This window comes from Marinospirillum insulare DSM 21763 (genome assembly GCF_000686905.1).
Classification (GTDB): domain Bacteria; phylum Pseudomonadota; class Gammaproteobacteria; order Pseudomonadales; family Halomonadaceae; genus Marinospirillum; species Marinospirillum insulare.
Genome location: NZ_JMLW01000018.1, coordinates 1 through 22,878 on the forward strand (window position 1 = coordinate 1; position 22,878 = coordinate 22,878).

Genomic DNA, 22,878 nt, shown 5'->3' on the forward strand with positions numbered 1-22,878 from the left:
CACGTGGGCAAGACGCCTATCAATAGTGCCACGTGAATTGCCACAAGCAGCGCACTCAGGGCAAGGCTCTGGCGATTGAGCGAAACGGCACTCAATAACAGCGTGTTTTTCAGTAATATGCTGTCCAGTGGCAACAAGGCCGAGTTTATTTAATTGGCAAAAGGTGGAAAGGTCAGGGGTAGAAAAGGTAAGATTGCTCATGTCGGGGGACTTAGTTTTGTTTGTGTTGGAACTTACATTCTCTAAGAAACCCGACTCCTTTTCTAGTGAGCCAGATCTTTTCTACACCCTTAAATGCGAAGAGCCAGTTAACAAGTAAATAAGCAATTATTATCAACAGCAGGTCACGCTCTAGTGTTTGATAAATAGCTGCTGTATTACGAGCCACACCAAGTATTAAGGGTTTATTCATATAGAGATGTTCTGGTGCAATAGTACGAATAGCAATAAGTGAAACCTCATTGTTTAGAGCAACAGTATCTGCAAAAAATGAAGCCACTTGACCACTTTCACTGTGTCGTGTGAACAGACTTCCAGGCTTAGCTAGGTTTTGTCCTGTTACCGCAATAGACTCTGGCTCCCAAGCAAACACCAGCCCATCTCCATGCACCAAGACTGCCCAAGTTTCTAGCCCAGGTCTTAAACTGTTTAAAGACTCCTTGAACTCTTGAGCATTAAGCAGAATAAAAACCACACCAGCAAACTGACCTTGTTGATCTAAAACAGCCTTAGAAATAGCAATCAACCAATCACCATAAATACCCTCAAAAGGAGGGGTTATATAAAGCGTCTGTTGATCAGGTGATATTTTGGGTAATTGAAAATAGTCTCGGTAGGCGAAGGACTTACCAACAACCTGCGGTTTGCTTGAAGCTAAGGCTTGGCCCTTTTTATTAGTTAGCGTTACGGCTTGCACACTAGGCATAGCAGAACTTAATAGTTCAAGCCTTTCGCCTAACAGCTGATCTCTTATACCTTGATTTTGCCAGTCAGGCGGCAGCATTGAACGAATTTTATTTAACGTAATGTTAATTCTTTCTAGCTGTTGACCAATAACATAGTCAGAAGCGGCAGCCGCATTAGTCAGTTGCACTTCTTCTTGATCTAGCGTTGCCTGGTGCCTCGTATATTGATGATAAGACAGCAATAAGACGATAAAAGCTGAAATAAGAGTAAAAACTACCCACTCAAACAAAAAGTGTCGAAAAAAATTAGGGGAGTGCTTTTGCATTAGGTCGTACTTATTCCTTACTTATAATGAAAATACATAACTTACCCCAAGCAGTTTAGTTTAACTTAAAGCCTTGTACTAGCTGTTGTAGGCTAGCTGCTAATTCAGCTAGTTCTTGACTGGCTAGCCTACTTTACCTGCTACTAAAGCAAAGCTACGACCTTAGTCACCCTCTCTAGCTGCTTCAATTGCCATATTTAAGGCTAGCAGGTTGGAAACAGCATTTATATTCTGATAAAGACTACTAGTTAACCTTGAGTATAGCTAATAATTTTATAACTGACAGGAATTGACAAACAGAGCAAAACTAAATCTTAAGCAGATTTTTGAATTAACGAATGAAGACTTTAAAACTTTTAGCTATAAGCAATCTCAAGCCGAGATTACTTATAGTTGAAGTGATTAGTCAGCAACAAAATGCTTACCTAATAGCGCATAGTAAAAATTATTATCGTTTAAAACTCCAACAAACTGCCCATCTTGCGTTAGCAGTACAGGTAAGCGACTGGTGTAACGCAGGTTGATAGCAGCACGCATATCTATACTTGAACTGGCAATAGCAAACTTACCCTGCTCACCATCACCTTCTAACCATTCAGAACAGGGCAACTCTTGCTCACCTTTGCCAGCTTTTATAATTTTTCCTTCTTGTAAGCTGACCCAGTACCCATGGTTACGGTCAATAATTAGCCGCCCATTTTCTTCAACCAAGTCTTCTTTATTAGTCATTAAAGTATCCCCACCTAAAACATTCAGTGAGTTGGTATGAGCAACAAAAGCTTCTACATAAGGAGTTTTAGGGTTGAGCACTATGTCTTCTGGTGTACCGTGTTGAATAATTTTAGCCGATTCCATAATAGCTATATTGGTACCTAGCTTTAATGCCTCATCTAAATCATGGCTAACAAATAAAATGGTTTTTTTCATTTTCTGTTGTAGCTCAAGCAGTTCATCTTGTAGCTGGCTACGAATCAGAGGGTCTAGTGCTGAAAATGGTTCATCCATTAAAAGAATGTCGGTATCCATGGCAAAGGCTCTGGCCAAGCCTACACGTTGCTGCATACCACCAGATAGCTCATGGGGTTTGCTATTTGCCCACTGCTCTAAACCCACCATTTCTAACTTTTCTTTAGCTTTTGCTAAGCGCTCACGCTTATTAATACCTTTCATGTCTAAGCCAAAAGCCACATTTTCTGCAACGGTTAACCAAGGCATGAGTGCAAATTTTTGAAAAACCATAGAAATACGGTTAGTTCTTAAATGACGCAGCGTGTTTTCATCACAAGTGGCAATATCAATGGTGCCATCTGTATCTTTAACTCTTAAACTTCCACGAGTTATAGGGTTCAAACCATTTAGCGTGCGTAAAAGGCTAGACTTACCCGAGCCAGAAAGCCCCATAAGCACACAAATCTCGCCTTGCTTAATGGTGATATTAGCGTTTTGTACACCAACCACCGAGCCGGTTTTATCAATGATTTCCTGACGTGAAAGGTCTTCATCTAAAAGGTTTAAGGCTTGTTCAGGGCTATCGCCAAACACCACATCTAGATTTTCTATTTCAATCATGTTCATGGGTTAGGCTCCTTAGTTATCACGGTTAGGTTGCTTGCACAAACGGTCAAGCATAATTGCAACAAGCACTATGGCTAAACCTGCTTCAAAGCCTTGTGCGATATTAACGGTATTCAAAGCTCTAACGACTGGCTTACCTAAACCATCTGCACCCACCAAAGCAGCAATCACCACCATGGATAAAGACAACATAATGCACTGAGTCACACCCGCCATAATGTTGGGCATGGCTGCTGGTAGCTCCACCTTAAATAAAAGCTTTCTGCGTGTAGCACCAAAGGCTTTACCCGCTTCAAGTAACTCTTCAGGCACACTGCTAATGCCTAAAGCGGTTAAACGTACAGGGGCTGCAATTGCAAATATAATGGTAGAAATTAAGCCTGGCACTACGCCCAAACCAAATAAAATTAAAGTGGGTATTAGATAAACAAAAGTAGGGATGGTTTGCATTAAATCTAATACTGGACGAATGATCGTATGAAATTTTGGATAGTGGGCAGCTAGAATACCCAGCGGTATTCCAATTAAAACACAAATAAAAGCAGCCATTAGCACCAATACTAGGGTTTCAATCATTTCTGACCAATAGCCTAGGTTGGCAATTAATAACAATGATAAGACTACAAAAATAACCAAGCCAAAAGAGCGTTGCAGCCACCAAGCTAAAGCTGCTGTTAAAGCTATGAGTAAACTAGGTGGGCTTAACAACAAAATATCTGTCACACCAAGAATAAGCCATTCTAAAGAAAATGATATTGCATCAAAGAAACCAGCAGCGTTGCCTACTAACCAGTCGACAAAAGACTCTATCCATTGCCCCATGGGAACTTTGTGTTCAATAATCCAGTTCATATTGGATATCCGAGTAGATTTTGCGATAAACCTACTACTGCATAAAAGTAAACGGCAGTAGTAAATAAGTGAATTAAATGAGTAATGCTAGGAGTAGCACTCCTAGCATTAAGGTTTAAATTAAACTTACTGAATAGCTAAGTAGCTTTTTACAGCTTTAAGACCGGGCTTGCCATCTAGGGTATTAACACCTTTTAACCAGCCATTTAATGCGGCTGGGTTATTTTGCAACCATTCTTTGGCAGCTTGCTGAGGCTTTTTATTGTCATTTAAAATAGCACCCATCACTTCGTTTTCCATAGCCAAGGTAAACTCTAGGTTGTTTAGTAACTTGCCCATATTAGGACATTCTTGGCTATAGTTTTTACGCGTATTGGTTAAAACCGTTGCACCACCAAAATTTGGACCAAACCAATCATCGCCACCATCTAGGTATTCAATAGCGAAGTTACTATTCATAGGGTGGGGTTCCCAACCTAGAAAAACGACCCAGCTATTTCTACGTTCTGCACGTTGAACTTCAGACAACATGCCTGCTTCTGAGGATTCGATTAATTTGAAACCTTTCAGACCAAAAGCATTTTGATCCAGCATGTCTTGAATTAAACGGTTGCCATCATTACCTGGCTCTATACCGTAAACTCTGCTACGAAATTTTTTCTTATATTTAACGATATCGGCAAAGCTACGCACGCCACCATCATAAGCTGCTTGGTTAACCGCAAGAGTATATTTAGCACCTTCTAGGTTAGTACGTACTGTTTCAACTGTGCCTTCAGCACGGTATTTGGCAATATCTGCTTCCATGGTTGGCATCCAGTTGCCTAAAAACACATCTAACTCACCAGAAGCCAAAGAATTATAGGTAACAGGTACAGATAGCAGCTGTGTTTTGGGTGAGTAACCTAAGCCTTTAACAATTTCAGTTGTTATTGCTGTGGTGGCAGTAATGTCTGTCCAGCCTACATCTGAGAAACGCACTTCAGAGCAGCTATTGGCTTGCGCTACAGAAAAACTACTTAAAGAAAAGGTGGTAACGACTGCAATCAGTGCTTTTGTTAGTAGTTTATTGATGGGTAATGCTTTTTTAAAACTCATTGTTTTTCCTTTTAAAGTGATTATTAACGTTGCGTATTTTTATAGTCAGGGTGAATCCAAACAGCTGCTTCTGCTTTGGGTAGGGGTGTTTTCCCTAAAATAGTGTCAGCAACCTTTTCAGCCACCATAATGGTGGGTGCGTTGATATTGCCATTGGTAATGGTAGGGAACACGGAAGAATCTACGACGCGTAGTTTGTTTACACCACGCACTTTACAGTCACTATCAAGCACTGCCATAGGGTCATCATCTGCACCCATTTTGCAGGTACAGGAAGGGTGATAAGCACTTTCTACATTGGCACGTACCCAAGCATCAATTTGCTCATCGCTGGTTATATCTATGCCTGGCTGAATTTCATCATCCCGATAAACGTCCATTGATTTTTGGCCGATTATTTCGCGGGTTAAACGAATGCAGGCTCGCCAATCTTCAATGTCTTGTTGTTCGGTTAGGTAGTTAAATAAAATGCTGGGGGCTTGGTAAGGGTCGGCACTTTTTATTTTTACACGGCCGCGACTAGACGGCTTATTAGGCCCAACATGCACTTGAAACCCATGACCTTTAAAAGACGCATTGCCATCGTAGCGCATGGCAGCGGGTAGAAAGTGGTATTGAATATTTGGCCATTTTAAACCTTTGCGGGAGCGAATAAAGGCACAAGATTCAAAGTGGTTAGTAGCGCCTAAACCATTTTTGAATAAAATCCAGCGCGTACCTATTAAGCCCTTGCTAACCAAGTTAAGTTTGCTGTTTAAAGTAATGGGCTGTTTACAGCGATACTGAAAATAAACCTCTAAATGGTCTTGTAGATTTTCACCCACACCAGGTAGGTCTTTAACTAGCTTTACCCCAGCACTTTCTACTACTGCTTTGGGGCCAATACCTGATAATTGTAGAAGTTGCGGTGAACCTATCGAACCTGCTGCAGAAATAACTTCAACTTTGGCTTGGGCTGTTTTAGTTTTACCTTGGTGATCAAACTCCACACCTGTTGCAATGGGTGTTTCATTGCTGGAGTCTGTCAGTATTTTTCGAGTATGAACACCCGTTAATAGGGTTAGGTTAGAACGCTTTAATGCACGCCTTAAATACGCATTAGATGTTGAACTACGCACACCCTTTTTTACTGTCATGTGCATTGCACCAAAACCTTCCTGGCGGTAGCCGTTATAGTCTTCTGTTGCAGCGTAACCCGCATCTACACCTGCATCTATAAAGGCTTTGTAAAGTGGGTTAAGTGACATTTTATTGCCATTACAAACACCTAAAGGCCCGTCGCCACCACGGTACTCATCGGCTCCACCTTCCCAAGTTTCAGCACGTTTAAAATAGGGTAGACAGCTTTGATAGTCCCACCCCTTAGCACCTTCAGTTACCCATTCATCAAAATCACAAGCATGACCACGCACATAAACCATGCCATTAATGGATGAAGAACCGCCTAGGGTTTTACCACGCGGGGTATGCAAGGAGCGGTTATCTATGCCTGGTTCTGCTTCAGTATGAAACTGCCAGCAAAGACGTTCAGTGTTCATCGGATAAGATAAAGCCGTTGGCATCTGCACAAAAATGCTTTTATCACTGCCCCCTTTTTCAAGCAGTAATACTTGATGCTTGCCATCTTCGGTTAATCTGTCTGCTAGTACACAACCAGCAGAGCCAGCTCCGACAATAATGTAATCAAATGTTTGGTTCATCTTGCCTTTACTCAGCTAGTAATTTTAGTAAGGACGCTCTATTTCGCCCATTTCCACGAATACACTTTTAAGTTGGGTGTAATGATTTAGTGTTTCCAAACCATTTTCTCGACCAACTCCTGATTGCTTATAACCACCCACGGGCATTTCGGCGGGTGAGGCACCCCAGGTATTAATCCAGCAAATACCTGCTTGTAAGCGATTAATAACTCTATGTGCGCGTCCAAAATCTTTAGTAAACACCCCAGCCGCTAAGCCATATTTAGTTGCATTGGCACGTGCAATAACTTCATCTTCATTGCTAAATTTAAGAACCGACATAACTGGCCCAAAAATTTCATCTATCACTTGGGGCATAGCGTCTGTGCAATCAGCAAATACGGTAGGCTTAACAAAAGCACCTTTTTCTAAACCTTTTTCGGTCGCTCTTTCACCACCGCAAACGAGTCGCGCACCGGCTTGCTTAGCAGCCTCGATGTAACCAAGAACTTTTTGCAAGTGATTTTCTGAAATTAGCGCGCCAACCTGGGTGTCTGGATGGGTTGGGTCACCAATAATCATTTGTTCAGTACGTTTTTTTAACTCGTCTAAAAAAGCTTCATAAATTTCTTCATGAACAAAGACTCTTGTACCGTTAGTGCATACTTCGCCTTGAGTATAGAAATTTGCCAGCATGGCTCCTGATACAGCTTGATCTATAGAGGTATCAGGGAAAATAATCATTGGAGATTTGCCGCCTAACTCCATAGTCACTTGCTTTAAGGTTTTAGCTGAGTCAGCCATTACTTTTTTGCCTGTTCCACATTCGCCAGTAAAAGATACTTTGGCTATGGCTGGATGACTGGTGAGCATTTGACCAACCCGCGCATCACCTTGAATCACATTAAATACACCAGCAGGCACACCCGCTTCGCTATAAATTTCTGCTAGCTTTAAAACACTTAAAGGGGTTTCTTCTGAAGGTTTAAAAATCATGGCATTACCTGCTGCTAAGGCAGGTGCTGATTTCCAACAGGCAATTTGAATAGGGTAATTCCAAGCACCTATACCGCCGCAAACACCCAAGGGTTCACGGCGAGTATAAAAAAAGTTTTGTTCATTCAGCTGTTGGTGGCTGCCTTGAATTTTATCTGCCAAGCCTGCGTAGTATTCAATAACATCTGCGCCGGTAACTATATCGACTGCTTCAGCTTCTTGAATGGGCTTGCCGGTATCCATGACTTCTAACTTTGCCAATTCATCGTTGCGTTCTCTAAGCAAAGCAACGGCTTTGTTTAAGATTCGCCCCCGCTCAATGCCCGTCATGGCAGCCCAAATCGCTTGCCCTTCTTCTGCCGAAGCAACGGCTGCATTCATTACCCTTTGGTCTGCTTGAGCAATAGTGGCAATGACTTCACCAGTAGCTGGATTGATAGAATTAAAAGTTTCTTTAGGTGGCTCAGTATAATAAGCACCATGAATATAATGTTGGGTAACAGACATGAAACAACCTTGAGATTTGATTTAAGGATTAGAGTTGCTGGCTAACAGTATTCTTTGCTTTATAGCGTTGAAATACCTGGCTAGGAAGGCGGTGCTGTAAATAATCTAAGATAAGCTGCTCTGCTAAGCTTTTGTTGATGCCTTCAGGCGAAAGCGCTCCCCTTAGCCATATACCATCGATTAGGGCTGCCACACCTTGTGCAATAAAATTAGCTTCTTGATGCTCAACTACTTGCTTGAGTTCATAGCGCAAATAAGAAAGGAGGCGTTGTTCGTTAATTCTTTGTAGCCTGTGTAGCTGGGGCATGTGCATAGCGTGCGACCAAAAAGTTAGCCAAGTTTTAACAACCTTGCTATCTAGCTGTTTGGGGTCAAAGTTACCTTCCACTATGGCAATGATTCTGGCTGGCACATCCTTTTTGCTAACTTTTGCTAATCGATAAGTAATGGCAGCAGAGAGGTCTTTTAAGATAGAGCGCATGGTCTCTTCAAGCAGGCTATCTTTGCCACCAAAGTAATGGTTAATGATAGAGGGCGAAACACCCGCATAGCGACCTATCATGGCGACACTGGCTTTATGTAAACCAACATCATTAATTACTTCAATGGTTGCTTGTATTAGCTGAGACTTGCGTATTGTTGGCATGCCTACCTTTGGCATCTAGCCCACCTTCTATCTATTGAATGAACGTTCAATTAAAATGACAGATAAGTGGCCTGTCTGCAAGTTTTGGAGCAATAAATTTGCAGTTATTGTTGTTATTTTCTTCTATAATGCTGTCCCTACATGGGTTCGAGGGCTAAATGAAAAACTGGTTATTTCTTGGTGCTGCAATTATTGCTGAAGTAGTAGCAACCTCTAGCTTGAAAACAAGCATGGGGTTTACAAAGCTTTGGCCCAGCTTGCTAGTCGTTTTTGGCTACGCTATAGCTTTCTACTTCCTTTCTCTTACTTTAAAAACCATTCCTGTTGGTATTGCCTATGCCATTTGGGCTGGCTTAGGTATTGTTTTAATTTCTTTAGTTGGCTGGCTGGTTTTTGGTCAAAAGCTAGAGTTTGCTAGTGTTTTAGGGATGGGGCTAATTATTGCTGGAGTGGTGGTTATTAACGTGTTTTCTAAAGTTGGTATGCAGTAAATACATTTCCTAGGTGCAGCAATGAGATAATTGCATTGTGTTGTTGGGCAATGAATAACGTGTACTACGCCCACCCGCTACTGATTTTACTAAGCAGCCTAAATCCACCAAGGCGCTTAAATGTCGCGTGGCGGTGGGTTTACTTACCTTGGCTACACGATGATATTGGGTAGTATTAATGCCATCTAAAAAATCACCATCCAGCATTCTATTCAGCACTTTTACTTGCTCTTTTAATAATTGGGTTTGGTCGATTTGCTGCCAAAATCTGGTTTTAAACAGCGTTTGTTCAATTTCTGTTATCACCCCTGCAAAAGTATCATTTAAGGTGTCTAAAAACCAAACCAACCAAGGGGTAATATCTAGTCCGCCCTTTTGGCTTTGCTCTAAAATTGTATAGTAGCTTTCACGCTTGGCTAGAATACTAACCGACATGGCGTAAAACCTTACCGATTGCTGCTCTGCTTGGGCTAAGGCAAGGTCTGTTATTAAACGCGTGATACGGCCATTACCATCTTCTAAAGGGTGCAAGGTAACAAACCAAAAGTGTGCAAGGGCGGCTCTTAATAATGGGTCTAAGCTGGTGTCAGTTTGTGACTGGTTAAACCAGTTTATAAAGCGACTAAGTTCCTTCTCTAATAGGGTTCTATCTGGGGCAGTAAAATGCGCTTTAGGCTTATCCAGCCTGCCCGATACCACCTGCATGGGTGCTTCCCCCCTCAGTTGACCGCCAACAACTGACTGAAACAAGCTGCTTCCTTCTGCAAATAAGCAGCGATGCCAATGTAAAATTCGCTCTAAGGTAAGTGGTTCGTCTAGGTTTTCTACCGCATCTAGCATAATTTCGGCTAAACCATCTGTATGTTTGCTAGTAGGAAATGGATGTGCTTCGCTAAGCCCTAGCTTATTTGCCAAGGAAGAACGCACAGAAAAGGCATTAAGCTGTTCACCTTCTATAGCACTGGAATGCACTAGGTTAGCCAGCAAGGTATTCAGCATGCTTTGTTTTTGGTCAGCCGATTGGCTGCTGGCTTTACCCAGCAACACACCTTGATTAAGGCGTGTTTGCCTTAATAGCGGTTCAATAATGCTGTTATCCCAAGTGAAATTGGGCCATTCGTCTTGCTGCCAAATCCACATACTCTGCCTTTTGATGTGATTAACCACTCTAATCTAATCACACGATGAGTCGATTAAGCAAGCTAATCGCATCATAAGGGTTTAACTGACTGCCAGAAGCAAACATGAACTTCCCGCACTTTTATAAACACTCAGCTACCGCATTTAAGTACTGAATAAACTGGCTATTTGAAACTCGAGTCACCTTTTGGTCACCCAGTGGTCACAAGGCTATTATGAGGGGGGGTTGGTCACTGAGGGAAGAATTCAAAACGAAGGTATGAAAAGTAAAGAATTGGCCCGCCCTGTAGGACTCGAACCTACTACCTGCTCCTTAGGAGGGAGCCGCTCTATCCAGATGAGCTAAGGGCGGTGAATCAAAAAACACTAAATTTGAGCTGTTCCTTCCACTGGCTTTTTTACTATGAGTGCTTCCTTAGCAGGGAGCCGCTCTATCCAGATGAGCTAAGGGCAAAATTATACTTTTGCATTTAACGTAGGTCTACCCGTCTCGCTTCCCTTTGCAAAAAAATCACAAAGCGGTCTATTTCTGCTTGCACACTAGGTTTGGGATCATAGAAACGAAAGCCGCAAGTCGTACGTTTTTTGTGCTCATCATAAACAGCATGCCTTGCTTCAACCTTTAGGGTTAATTTTTTTTCAAAAGCTTTTAGGTTGATGGTCATTTCGTCAAAAATTTCTAAGTCTTTAAATGGCGGCTCAATAAGACTATCGAACTCTAACTTACACCCGGTGCTGGAAATATCTTTCAAGGTGGCTTTTAAAGGTTGTATTGGCTCAGTTCGGGTTAAGGAAAGAAGGCTAACGGGCACCTTATTGCTTAGCATTACATGAGCCCGGAAGGCATCACGCTTTTGGTTGTGAATTAGCTCTTTAGGAAAGGCAACTCGATAAACAGCACCGTCTTCTTCATCTAACACTTTCATTGCTTGGCATTTAGTAAAAAAAACCGTTATACCTTGCTCTGTACCCCTTACTGAGAAGGTTTCATTAGCTAAAATTCGCTTATGTCCACTCGGCGGGTTTAGTTCATCTAAGTAAAATACTTGGGCTTCTCTATCGACTGCCAATACTAGGCTAAGGTATTTTTGCTCAACACCTCTAAAGCTAACGCTAACAGGAGATCTTTGTCTTTGTAATGAACTGAGTACGCTCGCCACTTCTGCAGGGCGTGTAATTATGTGTTCTGCATCGCTAGTCATATTTAAGCCTTACCCAAGGTTCTAGGTATGCTGATATTACCTGGCCCGCCTGCTGGGTTATAAACCTTAACTTTGTTTTGTGAAGCTTTAAAAGCATTTAAGAGGGTATCAAAGTGTTGTGTTGCGCGGTTAATTAGCTGACCGTTAACTTTGTTAGCTGTTTGAACCTGCTCTAACTTGGTTACTAGCTGATTCCAGCCTTGGCGCATAGCTTTTTCCATATTGCCTGGTAAGCCAGCTAAGAAGGCTTCTATGCCTTCCATATCTGCTGTTAAACCTTGTTCTTCTAAAAACAATTTGCGCTGATCCACGTCTTCTTGAATTTTTTCTAGCCGCTCATTTTTACGCTGAGTTATAGCTTCTAAAGCTTCAGGTGTAGAGCCAGGTTGTTGTAGAAGAACCATCTCTTCTTCTAACAACTTGCTTAGTAACTGGAAGTTGTCTATGGCTTGAATAAGTAATTCTTTGAAGGTCTGGATACTTGCTTGGGACACGTTTGACTCCGCAGCTAATTAACTTTTAGCAGTTTAACGAATAGATCATCAATGCAAAAGAGCCTGCCGAGTAATTACACGGCAGGCTCTGTATTTTGTATAAGTCTAGCTGCATCGGGTACTTATAACTTAAAGCTTGGATTCAATACCCATTAGCTTTCCAGCTAGCTTAGTGTAATCTACCTGATAACTTCCATCAGCAATCTGCATTTTCAGTGCTTCAACCCTCTCGGAGTCAAAAGAACCTTGATCAGCATTTTTGTAGAGTTGCTGTGCTTGAGCACTGAGTTCAACTCGGTCAGCTGCAGAGGTATTAACTGCGACTTCAGTTTTTGCACTGGAACCCTTGGCTGCAGACTGGTCTGAACCTCTAACCCTAGGGGTAAGGTTGCTGCCAACACCATTAAAATCAATAGCCATAACTGGATACCCGTTTTGTTAGATCAAATGACACTTTATTGCTCTTACAAAGGTTTTCGGCCTGTTGCTTAAAAACTTTAGTGTTATTTTTAAAAAATTAATTGCTCGACCTAGTAACGAACTTCAACTTTACCACGACCCACAACCAATGCACGAATGACTCTTCCAGACTGTAAATTGCGCACCCTTATTTGGTCACCTACTTTGCCACTATCTAGGGCTTCTCCACCCATGCGAACACTTAACACACCATTGGTTGCCACTATAGTAATTTGCTCACTACGATTGACAGCATCAGTTTCCAAAAGATTTTTGCTGCTAAGCACATCGCCTGCTCTTAAGCGATTTCTTAATTGGAAACCTGTCACTTCTGCTAGGCTAGTAAAGTAATCGCCCCTCACCCTAGAAACATCTTTTTCAACAAGACTTAACATAGGCGAGCTCAGTTTTGCCTTGCGTGGCAGGTCGGTTTTAGCCACAACAACGGTTAAATAGCGAGCTAGGTTAACACCTAAATACACAAACCAGTCTTGATCTAAGCAGCTAACCTTTAAGTTAAGCCGACCACGCAAATCATTAGAGCCATGCAACTCAACCACTAATGGGCTTTCGCAGGCAGTCAAACGCAAGCGCGGATCTAAACTAGAGAATCTAGCCTCGTAACGCCCTTCTTCTTGGCTTAACTGCTGGTCTAGCCAAGTGTTTGCAGCTATTTCTAACTCTCCCACATCTTGTAATGCTTGAGCATTAACTAAGCTATTAGCTAAGAGAATTAAAAAGAATAAAGCCAACCTAGACATACACTTAACAGACATAACACAGAACTCTACAAGGAATTTTAGAAATCTTTTGCTTAGCAGTTTATACTCAGTCTACTTACTAAATATTTCGACCGGTGAAACTAGAAGAATATTTTATGACAAACTCTGCAGGCAAGTTAGCCGCACGCAATAAAATTGCTGGCGGCAACCGTATGGAGCTTTTACTTTTTCGTTTAAAAGGTAGGCAGCTCTATGGTATTAATGTTTTTAAAGTTAAGGAAATTATCCCTTGTCCACCACTTACCAGCTTGCCACATCATACAGCAGAAGTTCGAGGTGTTGCGCATGTCCGTGAAGGCGCCATATCTATTCTCGACTTAGGCATGGCTATACGTCAGCCACCTATGGAAAACCCGCGTGAAAACTTTGTCATAGTGACTGAGTACAACCGCCGCACGCAAGGCTTTTTAGTGCGTGAGGTCGACCGAATTGTAAATATAGACTGGGAAGAAGTGCACCCACCGCCTAAAGGCAGTGGTAAAAACAGTTTTTTAACTGCTGTGACTCAGATGGATAACCAACTCATCGAAATTATTGATGTAGAAAAAATTATCGCCAGTGTCGACCCTTTAGCTCAAGGCGTATCTAGCGAGCTCTTAACCGATGAAGTTAAGGCAGTTGCAGCCAACTACCATATTTTATTAGTCGATGACTCAAGCGTTGCGCGTAATCAGGTAGAACGCAACCTTACTGAAACTGGTGTACAATTCACTAGCTTAACCAATGGTAAAGAGGCGCTCGACTATTTAAATGGCCTTGCAGATGAAGGTAAGAACATTAGCGATGAGTTTTTAATGATTATTTCAGATATTGAAATGCCTGAAATGGATGGTTACACGCTAACCAACCGCATCAAACAAGACCCTCGCCTTAGTAGCTTAACGGTGCTTTTACACTCATCATTAAGCGGTATTTTTAATGAGGCAATGGTAAAAAAGGTAGGTGCGAACTTTTTCCTAGCTAAATATGATGCCGATGAGCTTGCAAGAGTTGTTATTGGCGAAATAAAAAAAGCTGAAGCCGCTAAATGGTGATTTAATTCATAGCTTTAGCTATGTTAAGTTATTATCATATAAGGCTCTTTATAATAATACCTGTGTAATGGTGGTGATGGATGTCAATTAGTAAGACGTTGGGCCCCCAAGAATTTGAAGCTTTCCGTAATTTCTTACAGGATGCCTGTGGCATTTTGCTGGGTGACAATAAACAATACCTAGTCACTAGCCGCTTGAGCAAAATTATGGCTCAGCAAAAGCTAGAAAGCTTAACTGACCTAATGCGTGAGATGCAGCGGAACCCTCGTTCCGGTCTAAAAGAAGCGGTTATTGATGCCATGACCACTAACGAAACCCTGTGGTTTCGTGATGTGCACCCTTTTAATATTTTAGAAAACAAGGTTCTGCCTGAAATAGCGCCCAAGCTGGGTGCTCAGCAGCTAAAAATTTGGTCTTCTGCCAGCTCAACAGGACAAGAAGCCTACTCTATATCTATGGTTATAGAGGAGTTTCGTAAAAAGAACCCTTCCCTACTGCGTGGTGGTGAAAAAATCATTGGTACCGATATTTCTGCCTCTGCACTGGCCATAGCTAAGTCGGGTACTTATGAAATGCTAGCCATAGGTCGTGGCTTATCTAAAGAGCGCTTAACCAAGCATTTTACCCAAACAGGTGAAGGTCGCTGGAAGGTTAACCCTAACATTCAAAAGCGTGCTGAATTTAAAATGATGAACCTACTGCATAGCTACACTATGCTGGGTCAGTTTGATATTGTCTTTTGCCGTAATGTGCTTATTTACTTTTCAGCAGAACTCAAAAAAGATATTCTCAAGCGCATTCACGCCACGCTTAAACCTGGTGGTTACTTATTCTTGGGTGCCTCAGAAGCCTTGTCTAATATGCCAGAGCTTTATGAAATGGTGCAGTGTAGGCCAGGCATTATTTACCGAGCCAAATAACCAAGTGCAAGTAGCAGCCTAGTTAAATCATTAAGCAGTTTTATTAGGCGCTCTCAGGAGCGCCTTTTCTATTTCTTTTAGAAGCATTACTGAAAAACATGCCTAACCTCTCTAGCAGTTCACCTTTAAATCAGTTCCTCTTTCGCCAGCTAGCTAATTGGTTAGATCAACCTCTGAACCTTCTAGCTGCACCTGCCGACTTAAACTGGCAAGAATTAGCAACCACCTTCACTACTGCTCAGCAATCCATTCAAGTATGGACAAGTGACTGGCGTAGTTTTCAGCTTGCCCAAGCAGCAGGCATTCAAAGTTACTTTACTGCTGAGCAAGCACCCACTCAGCTGGCTGGACGCAGTTTAGTTTTTTGGCCTAAAGCTAAAGAAGAAGGTTATTGGTGGTTAAAGCAACTGGCTCAGTTACCGCATAACCAAGTCTTACTAATTGGTGAAACTAACGGTGGTGTTAAAGCACTAGCCAAGCAACTACTAACTGCCGGGGTGCAAGTCAATAAATTAGATTCAGCTAGGCGCTGTGCACTCTATTCAGTTAACTCTTTAACACCTGCCAAACACTTAATTTCAGAAAACACACCTCATCACCAATGGTCAGGACCTAACGAGCTAACACTCATTAGCCAACCCGGTGTATTTAGCCATGGTCGTGTAGATGACGGCTCTGCTTTACTGCTAGAAACCTTGGCTAAACAACCGCTAGTATCATCAGGTAACCTACTAGACCTAGGCTGTGGCTGTGGCTTATTAGGTGCTTGGTTAATTAAACAACACCCTAAGCTACAACTAACTGCATGTGATGTCAGTGGCTTTGCTTTAAATGCAACACGGGCCACACTTAAAGCCAACCAACTACAAGGAAAAGTTCTTGCTGCGGACATTTTTTCAGGCTTAGAAGCAGAGGCTCCGCCCCAAGGCTACGACTTAATTGTTAGCAACCCACCTTTTCATACTGGCAAAGCTACTGACTATGAGTTGGCTAGTCGGCTCATTAGCCAAGCACCTAAGTATTTGCGTAAAGGCGGTGAGCTATGGCTAGTTGCTAACCGTTTTTTGCCCTACCCAGACTTACTGCAACAAGCTTTTGGTAACTTTATAATTGCTGCTGAAAACGGTAAATTCCGTGTTTACAAGGCAATAGGAGGTAAAGGGTGAGCCAGTCAACTATTCCACGAGATGCCATTTTTGCTACTCCCTTAGATGAGCTAGCTAGCTTTTCTTTTGATGAGCAGGTAGCCAGTGTTTTTCCAGATATGATTAAACGCTCTATTCCTGGTTATTCACAAATTTTAGGTATGACAGGTGTTATAGCTAAACGCTACGTGCCTGAGGGTGGGCGTATTTATGACTTGGGCGCTTCTTTAGGTGCAACCACCTTAAGTGTTGCACAACAGTTAAGTCACCTAAAAGAAGTTGACTTTATTACCCTCGACACCTCACCAGCCATGACTGAACGCTGTGCAACTATTCTTGCAGAAAACCTTGCAGAACGCTCCGTTACCACCCTATGTGGCGATATACGTAGCTTTGATTACCAACCCTGTGACTTGGTTATTTTAAACTTTACACTGCAATTTTTACCACCTATCGATCGCCAAGCACTGCTAGATAAACTTTTTAAGGCGCTCCGCCCCGGTGGTGCTTTAATTATTAGTGAAAAAGTGCATTTTAAAGACCCTCGGCAAGCACAATTACTCTACGAATTACACCATGACTTTAAGCGTGCCAATGGCTACTCCGATATGGAAATCAGTCAAAAACGTACTGCCTTAGAAGACGTTTTGTTAACTGATACCCCTGAAGAACATCAACAGCGCTTATTAGCAACGGGTTTTAGTTTTGCTAGCCAGTGGTTTCAATACCTAAACTTTGCTTCTTTTTTAGCCATTAAAGGGGAAAGCTAATGCAAGGTCCTGACTTTTCTGAAGTATTTCAACAGCTCGCTTTACTAGGTCGTGAACGCCCGGGCTTACATACCTGGCTTGCCAAGTTGCCTGAACAATTAACAACCGCTTTGGATACTCAGCGCTTCCCTGAATTTGTTGGCTGGTGGAAACGAATTGAAAAGTTACCTGAGGTGGTAAGTGCTGAAATCACCCTTAACACCTCAGTCATCACTACCAAAAATGCTCGTTTAGAAAATAAACTAAGCCTTACAGACAATCAGCAAAAAATGCTGACTGGTCTACTGCAAGATTTAAAGCCTTGGCGCAAAGGGCCTTATCAACTCGAAAACACTTACCTTGATACTGAATGGCGCTCAGATTTTAAATGGGATAGGTTAGCACCGCATTTAAGTAATTTACTTGGTCGTAAAGTTTTAGATGTGGGTGGCGGTTCTGGCTATCATGCTTGGCGTTTAGCAGGAGCAGGTGCCGAGTTTACTTTATGTATAGACCCTTCACCCCGCTATTTTGCTCAGTTTGAAGCAGCTCGCAAGCTTATGGGGCCCAAAGAGCGCCCTGCTGTTTATCACCTACCCTTAGGCATAGAAGCAGTACCCAAAAAAATAGAAGCCTTTGATACAGTGCTCTCTATGGGTGTGCTTTATCACCGCCGCTCTCCTATTGACCACCTGTACGAATTAAAAGACTGCTTACGCCCTGGTGGCGAACTGGTGTTAGAAACCCTAGTAATCGAAGGCGATGAAACAGCCTGCTTAATGCCAGAAGACCGCTATGCCGCCATGAGCAATGTTTGGTTCCTGCCTTCTGTCGCTCAATTAAAACTATGGTTAAGGCGTTGTGGCTATAAAAATATTCGCTGCGTGGATTTAAACCTAACCAGCACTGAGGAACAACGCGCAACCGAGTGGATGACTTTTCAATCTTTAGCAGACTTTTTAGACCCACAAAACCCTCAGCTAACCCGTGAAGGCTATCCTGCTCCCCTACGCGCTATTGTTATTGCAGAAAAATAGCTCGAGCATAACTTAATTGCATATCCTTCTATTCAAAGCGCTCCATAAGGTTATAAGAACAAACTATTTAGTAACCACTATCATTTGGGGTTAGAATAACCAATCATTTTACTAGGTAATAGAAGGTTGTGAGGGCCACCATGAGCAAGTTTTATGCTGAAGAAGTTACTAGCGTGCACCACTGGACAGAACACCTGTTTAGCTTCACTACTACCCGTGATGCAGGTTTACGTTTTAAAAATGGTCAGTTTGTTATGATAGGCCTAGAAGTTGATGGTCGTCCTTTAATGCGTGCTTACAGCATTGCCAGCCCTAATTATGATGACCAGCTAGAATTTTTTAGCATTAAGGTTCAAGACGGTCCTTTAACCTCACGCCTACAGCATCTCCAAGAGGGTGATAAATTAATTGTTAGCAAAAAGCCTACAGGCACACTGGTGCTTGATGATTTGCTACCAGCTAAAAACCTCTATTTATTCAGCACAGGAACTGGCCTAGCGCCTTTTTTAAGTGTGATTCAAGATCCAGAAACCTACGAGCGGTTTGAAAAGGTCATACTTATGCATGGGGTACGCTGGGAAAAAGACTTAGCCTACAGTGAGTTTATTACTCAAGAGCTACCTCAGCATGAATACCTGAGTGAACAGATTAAAAACCAACTTATTTATTACCCAGCAGTAACGCGTGAAGAGTTTGTTCACCAAGGCCGTATTACTGAACTAGCTGCTAGTGGACAGTTAGCTAAAGATTTAGGCTTACCCGAGTTAAACCCAGCGACAGATAGAGCAATGATTTGTGGTAGCCCTGAAATGCTAAAGGATGTTAGCCAAATGTTAGATGAGCGTGGCTTTAAGGTTTCACCACGCATGGGAGATGCGGCAGATTACGTAATAGAGCGGGCTTTTGTTAGCTAAATAGCTAAGTATTTTAAGGTTGTAACTAATCTACTGAGTCTTGGTTTTTTGAAGCCCTTGCTTGCCTTGCAGCGGCTTCAATATAGCTAACCAGGTGTTTACGCGGGCCTTCTTCCATAGGCTGAAACCTAGCTGCTAAACGAATGGTGCTGGTTCTTGATGGGTGCATAGGATCAGCCTCTAGGCGGATGACCTGGCAGGGTAAAATGGCTGACCCTTTACCATGTGGATGCCCAACTTTAGCCTGAAAAGAGTCAAAGACCGTAATGTTCCTTACTGACTCATGCTCGACCATCATTAATAAACCAGATAAAGAAATATCGACTAGGCTCGCTTCTGTTTCTACTCCTGAACTAAATTTAAGTGTAGTTTTTTGCTCACTGCTCACTCGAGTTCTTTCGGCATTACGTCTTTCCATTCGACCCTGGGCCATAAAAACTTTTTCAACGAGTTTTTTGGCAGTAAAGGGTTTAACAATAAAAGAGGTCACGCCTAACTGTACTGCTGTTACTAAAGAGTCTCTATCGCCTTTAGAGGTAATCATGATAAAAGGCAGGTGTGCAGTTTCTGGATTAGCTCTAATTTCTTTAAGCAGCTCGTCACCAGCCATCACTGGCATTTCCCAATCACAAAAAATCCAGTCAATATCTGGGCGTTGTTTTAAACGTCTTAAGGCTTCTTGCCCGTCCGATGCTTCAACTATATCTTTACAGTAAAGGTGATCACGCAATACATTAATGATTGCTGAGCGTGCTGTTGTGGAATCATCAACAACCAAAACTACATCTTTAGATAGCATTGCCTTTCCTAAGTCGATGAGCAGAATATTCAGTTGATTTTAAAATGCATTTTACCTACATATTTTATCTACATAATAGCACCAATACAGCAAAAAAATATGCTGAGTAGATAAGGTTATTTTAGTGCATTAACTTATTTTAAAACCATCAACTAGTTTTTCTAAATGATCTGCTAGTTTAACTAAATCATCACTCACTTCAGAAGATTTACTTGCATTGCCAGAGGTCTGCTGGGCAATACTGCCTATTTGAGTCACCTGAGCATTCACTCGACCAGCGACTTCCTGTTGTTCTACGGCAGCATTCGCCATCTGACCATTAAGTTGATTTATATTAGTTACAGCGTCAGCAATTTGACTTAAAGAACTTCCTACTCGCTCAACATCCGCAACACTTTTCTGTGCGCCTTCACGTGCAGTTTCCATCATAACCACCGCGCCCTTGGCTTCTTCTTGTAAGCGGTCAATGGTGCGCCTAACTTCTTGAGTTGCATCGTGGGTACGGTTAGCTAAAGAACGGACTTCATCGGCCACTACCGCAAACCCTCGTCCACTTTCACCTGCTCTAGCTGCTTCTATCGCAGCGTTGAGTGCCAGAAGGTTAGTTTGTTCTGCTATGGCAGTAATTATTTCAAGCACTTGGCCTACATCGTCGCTGTATTGGTCTAGAGCTTGAATAACATTCGAGGCTTTTTCTAGGTGTTCCGTCAATTCATGAATGCCGCAAATACTTTCTGAAGTTAAGTCTCGGCTAGAATTAGCTTCATTATCAGCTTCAACCGATGCTTGTGAAGTACGCTGTGCATGTTCTCGGGTAACATGCGCACTTGCTTGCATCTGCTCCATAGAGCTTGCCATTTGTTCAGTTTCTGCATGTTGAGTATTAACAGCTTTAACTGTTTCATCTGCAACTGTGGCAATGGTTGTTGCCGAAGACTTTAAGCTACGAGTGGTAGAGGCTACTTGGCTTAAGCTATCTGAAAAACGCTCTAGCATCTTATTAAAAGCCTTAGATAAAACGCCAATTTCATCTGATGAGCGTACGGTATGTACCCGAATAGTTAAGTCTGATTCACTCTCAGCTTTTTGAATAGCTTTACGCAAGTAGCGTAATGGGCGCAAAATTATTCTATAAAGTACAAATGAAATAAGGAATAAACCACCAATAAATAGCAAGGCTTGCACCCCGCCTAGCTTTAAGAGGTTCATATTAATTTGTTGGTCCAACGCTGCCAAAGAATAGCTTAGGCGTATCGCACCTAATTGTTGGCCTTCGGTACCTACGTGGCAACTTGTACAGTCAGTACCACGGTAATCTGTTTCGCTAATAACAGGACGAAGAACAGTTAATACCCGTCCTTCAGGAGTGTTTCTAATAACCTCTATTAACTCTCCTTTTAAAGCACGCTGGTCTAGATCGTCTGTAGCTTGATCTAGCTCTGCTGCTTCACCAAATAAGTCTATAACCGTTTGTGAGCGAAGAACTTTTGCTTCAGTTATGCCTGGCTGACTAAGCACTTTTTCTCGATGAATTTCTCTAAACTGTGCCAAGGTACCCGTCAGCATCATTATATTTAGCGTGTCTAGATAGCTGTCTGTAGCATCTTTAACATTTTGCAGCATAGCGTCTTCAACCATGGCACGCTCACTGCGTATGGTGAATAACATAGAGGCCACCATAACGACCAGTAATACCGCTAGCAGTACTGTGTTTACCTTGGTTTGAATCGACGTATCAGCAAACCACTTATTCATTCTGCTCTCCAGCAATCTAAGCTTGCGCCAAATAAGACATAAAGGTTGCATAGTCCGTCATGATCAGTAGAGAATCCTTGATCTAGGCCAAGTTTGCTTGCCTTGGTAACCAAACTTGACCAAAGGTTACTTATAAACCTAACTTCTCTGCTACAAAGTCAGCATCCTTGTCACCACGACCAGAAAGGTTAATTAAAACCTTAACGTCTGGGCCCAGATTTTTAGCTTCACGCATCACCCATGCAATGGCATGAGCTGACTCTAGTGCTGGAATAATACCTTCTAACTGAGAAAGCTTCATAAAAGCATCTAAGCAGGCAGTGTCATCTATAGCATGGTATTCAGCCCGCCCTAAATCTTTCAAATAACTATGATGAGGCCCAACTGATGGGTAATCTAACCCTGAGGCAATAGAGTAGACTGGATCAGGCTCACCTGTATCATCTTGCAACATATAAGAGTGGAAACCATGCATAGTGCCAGGTTTACCGTAGGTAAGTGTCGCCGCATGGTCACCCTTACCTAAACCACGTCCACAAGGCTCAATACCGACTAGTTTAACGCTGGCATCATCCATAAAGCCTGAGAAGATACCCATGGCATTAGAGCCGCCACCTACGCAAGCTACAACATAATCGGGTAGTTCGCCGGTCATTGCAGGGAACTGTTCTCTTGCTTCTTTACCAACAATGGATTGGAAGTCTCTCACCATCATAGGGAAAGGGTGAGGTCCTACTACGGAACCTATGGCATAAAAAAAGTTGTCGGGATCTTTTACATATTCTTCGAAAGCGCTGTCTACAGCATCTTTTAAAGTTTTAGTACCAGACTCTACAGCAATGAGCTTAGCACCCAAGATTTTCATTTTTGTGACATTAGGGTGCTCTTTAACTATATCGACCGCACCCATGTGAATCTCACAAGGCAAGCCAACTAGAGCACAAGCGGTTGCCATTGCTACACCATGCTGGCCTGCACCTGTTTCTGCTATCACCTTGGTTTTACCCATGTGTTTAGCTAATAATGCTTCACCCAGCGCATGGTTAATTTTATGAGCACCCGTATGGTTTAAGTCTTCCCGTTTAAAATAAAACTTTGCGCCACCGCAAGCCTCGGTTAGGCGACTTGCATAGTAAATAGGGCTAGGACGACCTACATAGTGTTGATACAAGTCTTTAAGTTCATTTTGATAAGCAGCAGTTTCGCGAACCTTAAGGTAAGCGTCTGCTATTTCGTCCATAATAGCTTTAAGATGAGGTGGAAGTTCTTGACCACCGTAAGGACCAAAATAACCTTTGGCGTCTGGTAACATTTCTTCACTAGGTAATTTTTGAGTTTTTTTAGTTGTTGATGTCATCTTTGCTATTGCCTTG

At 42.3% G+C, this 22,878-nt stretch carries 22 protein-coding genes, 1 tRNA gene and 1 pseudogene; 7 read left to right on the plus strand and 17 right to left on the minus strand.

Annotated features, from left to right (window positions below; genetic code table 11):
* The 8 genes and pseudogenes from BP27_RS0108555 to betI form a co-directional block, all read right to left on the minus strand.
* Positions 1–201: pseudogene (locus tag BP27_RS0108555) on the minus strand (ISL3 family transposase); the annotation flags it as partial.
* A gap of 10 nt (positions 202–211) precedes the next feature.
* Positions 212–1,231 (minus strand): PDC sensor domain-containing protein, encoded by a 1,020-nt coding sequence (locus BP27_RS0108560; RefSeq protein ID WP_027851197.1) that lies wholly within the window; start codon positions 1,229–1,231, stop codon positions 212–214.
* A gap of 402 nt (positions 1,232–1,633) precedes the next feature.
* A complete protein-coding gene (gene choV, locus BP27_RS0108565) occupies positions 1,634–2,806 on the minus strand; it encodes a choline ABC transporter ATP-binding protein (protein ID WP_027851198.1) in 1,173 nt (390 codons plus the stop codon).
* Positions 2,807–2,818: 12 nt separating this feature from the next.
* Positions 2,819–3,658, minus strand: a complete 840-nt coding sequence (gene choW / locus BP27_RS0108570; RefSeq protein WP_027851199.1) for a choline ABC transporter permease subunit — start codon at positions 3,656–3,658, stop codon at positions 2,819–2,821.
* A 126-nt stretch (positions 3,659–3,784) separates the two neighbouring features.
* The gene (locus BP27_RS0108575) at positions 3,785–4,756 is read right to left on the minus strand and encodes a choline ABC transporter substrate-binding protein (protein WP_036239866.1); all 972 of its coding nucleotides are present in this window, start codon (positions 4,754–4,756) and stop codon (positions 3,785–3,787) included.
* 23 nt (positions 4,757–4,779) lie between these two features.
* Positions 4,780–6,456: a choline dehydrogenase gene (gene betA / locus BP27_RS0108580; RefSeq protein ID WP_027851201.1), complete on the minus strand. Its 1,677-nt coding sequence runs from the start codon at positions 6,454–6,456 to the stop codon at positions 4,780–4,782.
* A gap of 24 nt (positions 6,457–6,480) precedes the next feature.
* Positions 6,481–7,938: a betaine-aldehyde dehydrogenase gene (gene betB / locus BP27_RS0108585; RefSeq protein WP_027851202.1), complete on the minus strand. Its 1,458-nt coding sequence runs from the start codon at positions 7,936–7,938 to the stop codon at positions 6,481–6,483.
* A gap of 28 nt (positions 7,939–7,966) precedes the next feature.
* Complete coding sequence (betI, locus tag BP27_RS0108590; RefSeq protein WP_027851203.1) at positions 7,967–8,599, minus strand: transcriptional regulator BetI; 633 nt, start codon at positions 8,597–8,599, stop codon at positions 7,967–7,969.
* Between the two features lie 143 nt (positions 8,600–8,742).
* Here betI and BP27_RS0108595 point away from each other — a divergent pair, with 143 nt between their 5' ends.
* A complete protein-coding gene (locus BP27_RS0108595; protein WP_027851204.1) occupies positions 8,743–9,075 on the plus strand; it encodes an SMR family transporter in 333 nt (110 codons plus the stop codon).
* Between the two features lie 9 nt (positions 9,076–9,084).
* Here the strand turns inward: BP27_RS0108595 and BP27_RS0108600 are convergent, their stop codons facing one another.
* The 6 genes from BP27_RS0108600 to flgA all read right to left on the minus strand — a co-directional run bounded on the left by BP27_RS0108600 (position 9,085) and on the right by flgA (position 13,146).
* A complete protein-coding gene (locus tag BP27_RS0108600; RefSeq protein WP_027851205.1) occupies positions 9,085–10,215 on the minus strand; it encodes a Fic family protein in 1,131 nt (376 codons plus the stop codon).
* Between the two features lie 275 nt (positions 10,216–10,490).
* Positions 10,491–10,567 (minus strand) — tRNA-Arg (locus tag BP27_RS0108605).
* 118 nt (positions 10,568–10,685) lie between these two features.
* Positions 10,686–11,417 carry a flagellar brake protein gene (locus BP27_RS0108610; protein WP_027851206.1) on the minus strand — a complete coding sequence of 244 codons (732 nt, stop codon included), beginning with the start codon at positions 11,415–11,417 and terminating at the stop codon, positions 10,686–10,688.
* Positions 11,418–11,419: 2 nt separating this feature from the next.
* Positions 11,420–11,911 (minus strand): flagella synthesis protein FlgN, encoded by a 492-nt coding sequence (locus BP27_RS0108615; protein WP_027851207.1) that lies wholly within the window; start codon positions 11,909–11,911, stop codon positions 11,420–11,422.
* A 129-nt stretch (positions 11,912–12,040) separates the two neighbouring features.
* On the minus strand, positions 12,041–12,331 hold the full coding sequence (gene flgM, locus BP27_RS0108620; protein WP_027851208.1) for a flagellar biosynthesis anti-sigma factor FlgM: 291 nt from the start codon (positions 12,329–12,331) through the stop codon (positions 12,041–12,043).
* A 110-nt stretch (positions 12,332–12,441) separates the two neighbouring features.
* Positions 12,442–13,146, minus strand: a complete 705-nt coding sequence (flgA, locus tag BP27_RS0108625) for a flagellar basal body P-ring formation chaperone FlgA (protein WP_027851209.1) — start codon at positions 13,144–13,146, stop codon at positions 12,442–12,444.
* Positions 13,147–13,247: 101 nt separating this feature from the next.
* Here flgA and BP27_RS0108630 point away from each other — a divergent pair, with 101 nt between their 5' ends.
* From BP27_RS0108630 to BP27_RS0108655, 6 genes are all read left to right on the plus strand, one after another.
* Positions 13,248–14,186 (plus strand): chemotaxis protein CheV, encoded by a 939-nt coding sequence (locus BP27_RS0108630; RefSeq protein ID WP_027851210.1) that lies wholly within the window; start codon positions 13,248–13,250, stop codon positions 14,184–14,186.
* An 80-nt stretch (positions 14,187–14,266) separates the two neighbouring features.
* Positions 14,267–15,106, plus strand: a complete 840-nt coding sequence (locus tag BP27_RS0108635; RefSeq protein WP_027851211.1) for a CheR family methyltransferase — start codon at positions 14,267–14,269, stop codon at positions 15,104–15,106.
* Between the two features lie 98 nt (positions 15,107–15,204).
* Complete coding sequence (locus BP27_RS0108640; RefSeq protein WP_036239870.1) at positions 15,205–16,272, plus strand: methyltransferase; 1,068 nt, start codon at positions 15,205–15,207, stop codon at positions 16,270–16,272.
* Positions 16,269–17,021: a carboxy-S-adenosyl-L-methionine synthase CmoA gene (gene cmoA, locus BP27_RS0108645; RefSeq protein WP_027851213.1), complete on the plus strand. Its 753-nt coding sequence runs from the start codon at positions 16,269–16,271 to the stop codon at positions 17,019–17,021. Before BP27_RS0108640 ends, cmoA begins: the two co-directional genes overlap by 4 nt.
* The gene (gene cmoB / locus BP27_RS0108650) at positions 17,021–18,037 is read left to right on the plus strand and encodes a tRNA 5-methoxyuridine(34)/uridine 5-oxyacetic acid(34) synthase CmoB (protein ID WP_027851214.1); all 1,017 of its coding nucleotides are present in this window, start codon (positions 17,021–17,023) and stop codon (positions 18,035–18,037) included. The genes cmoA and cmoB overlap by 1 nt, the downstream gene beginning before the upstream one ends.
* Before the next feature lie 140 nt (positions 18,038–18,177).
* Positions 18,178–18,951, plus strand: a complete 774-nt coding sequence (locus tag BP27_RS0108655; protein WP_027851215.1) for a ferredoxin--NADP reductase — start codon at positions 18,178–18,180, stop codon at positions 18,949–18,951.
* Positions 18,952–18,976: 25 nt separating this feature from the next.
* Here the strand turns inward: BP27_RS0108655 and BP27_RS16760 are convergent, their stop codons facing one another.
* The 3 genes from BP27_RS16760 to trpB all read right to left on the minus strand — a co-directional run bounded on the left by BP27_RS16760 (position 18,977) and on the right by trpB (position 22,862).
* A complete protein-coding gene (locus tag BP27_RS16760; RefSeq protein WP_051610471.1) occupies positions 18,977–19,750 on the minus strand; it encodes a response regulator in 774 nt (257 codons plus the stop codon).
* A gap of 129 nt (positions 19,751–19,879) precedes the next feature.
* Complete coding sequence (locus BP27_RS0108665) at positions 19,880–21,505, minus strand: methyl-accepting chemotaxis protein (RefSeq protein ID WP_027851216.1); 1,626 nt, start codon at positions 21,503–21,505, stop codon at positions 19,880–19,882.
* A gap of 130 nt (positions 21,506–21,635) precedes the next feature.
* Complete coding sequence (gene trpB / locus BP27_RS0108670) at positions 21,636–22,862, minus strand: tryptophan synthase subunit beta (RefSeq protein ID WP_084324557.1); 1,227 nt, start codon at positions 22,860–22,862, stop codon at positions 21,636–21,638.
* Positions 22,863–22,878 lie beyond the last annotated feature (16 nt).

Bases quoted from the DNA above. Each gene is read 5' to 3' on its own strand.
- BP27_RS0108560 (WP_027851197.1), bottom strand. From the start codon at position 1,231: ATGCAAAAGCACTCCCCTAATTTTTTTCGACACTTTTTGTTTGAGTGG.
- choV (WP_027851198.1), bottom strand. From the start codon at position 2,806: ATGAACATGATTGAAATAGAAAATCTAGATGTGGTGTTTGGCGATAGC.
- choW (WP_027851199.1), bottom strand. From the start codon at position 3,658: ATGAACTGGATTATTGAACACAAAGTTCCCATGGGGCAATGGATAGAG.
- BP27_RS0108575 (WP_036239866.1), bottom strand. From the start codon at position 4,756: ATGAGTTTTAAAAAAGCATTACCCATCAATAAACTACTAACAAAAGCA.
- betA (WP_027851201.1), bottom strand. From the start codon at position 6,456: ATGAACCAAACATTTGATTACATTATTGTCGGAGCTGGCTCTGCTGGT.
- betB (WP_027851202.1), bottom strand. From the start codon at position 7,938: ATGTCTGTTACCCAACATTATATTCATGGTGCTTATTATACTGAGCCA.
- betI (WP_027851203.1), bottom strand. From the start codon at position 8,599: ATGCCAAAGGTAGGCATGCCAACAATACGCAAGTCTCAGCTAATACAA.
- BP27_RS0108595 (WP_027851204.1), top strand. From the start codon at position 8,743: ATGAAAAACTGGTTATTTCTTGGTGCTGCAATTATTGCTGAAGTAGTA.
- BP27_RS0108600 (WP_027851205.1), bottom strand. From the start codon at position 10,215: ATGTGGATTTGGCAGCAAGACGAATGGCCCAATTTCACTTGGGATAAC.
- BP27_RS0108610 (WP_027851206.1), bottom strand. From the start codon at position 11,417: ATGACTAGCGATGCAGAACACATAATTACACGCCCTGCAGAAGTGGCG.
- flgM (WP_027851208.1), bottom strand. From the start codon at position 12,331: ATGGCTATTGATTTTAATGGTGTTGGCAGCAACCTTACCCCTAGGGTT.
- flgA (WP_027851209.1), bottom strand. From the start codon at position 13,146: ATGTCTGTTAAGTGTATGTCTAGGTTGGCTTTATTCTTTTTAATTCTC.
- BP27_RS0108630 (WP_027851210.1), top strand. From the start codon at position 13,248: ATGACAAACTCTGCAGGCAAGTTAGCCGCACGCAATAAAATTGCTGGC.
- BP27_RS0108635 (WP_027851211.1), top strand. From the start codon at position 14,267: ATGTCAATTAGTAAGACGTTGGGCCCCCAAGAATTTGAAGCTTTCCGT.
- BP27_RS0108640 (WP_036239870.1), top strand. From the start codon at position 15,205: ATGCCTAACCTCTCTAGCAGTTCACCTTTAAATCAGTTCCTCTTTCGC.
- cmoB (WP_027851214.1), top strand. From the start codon at position 17,021: ATGCAAGGTCCTGACTTTTCTGAAGTATTTCAACAGCTCGCTTTACTA.
- BP27_RS0108655 (WP_027851215.1), top strand. From the start codon at position 18,178: ATGAGCAAGTTTTATGCTGAAGAAGTTACTAGCGTGCACCACTGGACA.
- BP27_RS16760 (WP_051610471.1), bottom strand. From the start codon at position 19,750: ATGCTATCTAAAGATGTAGTTTTGGTTGTTGATGATTCCACAACAGCA.
- BP27_RS0108665 (WP_027851216.1), bottom strand. From the start codon at position 21,505: ATGAATAAGTGGTTTGCTGATACGTCGATTCAAACCAAGGTAAACACA.
- trpB (WP_084324557.1), bottom strand. From the start codon at position 22,862: ATGACATCAACAACTAAAAAAACTCAAAAATTACCTAGTGAAGAAATG.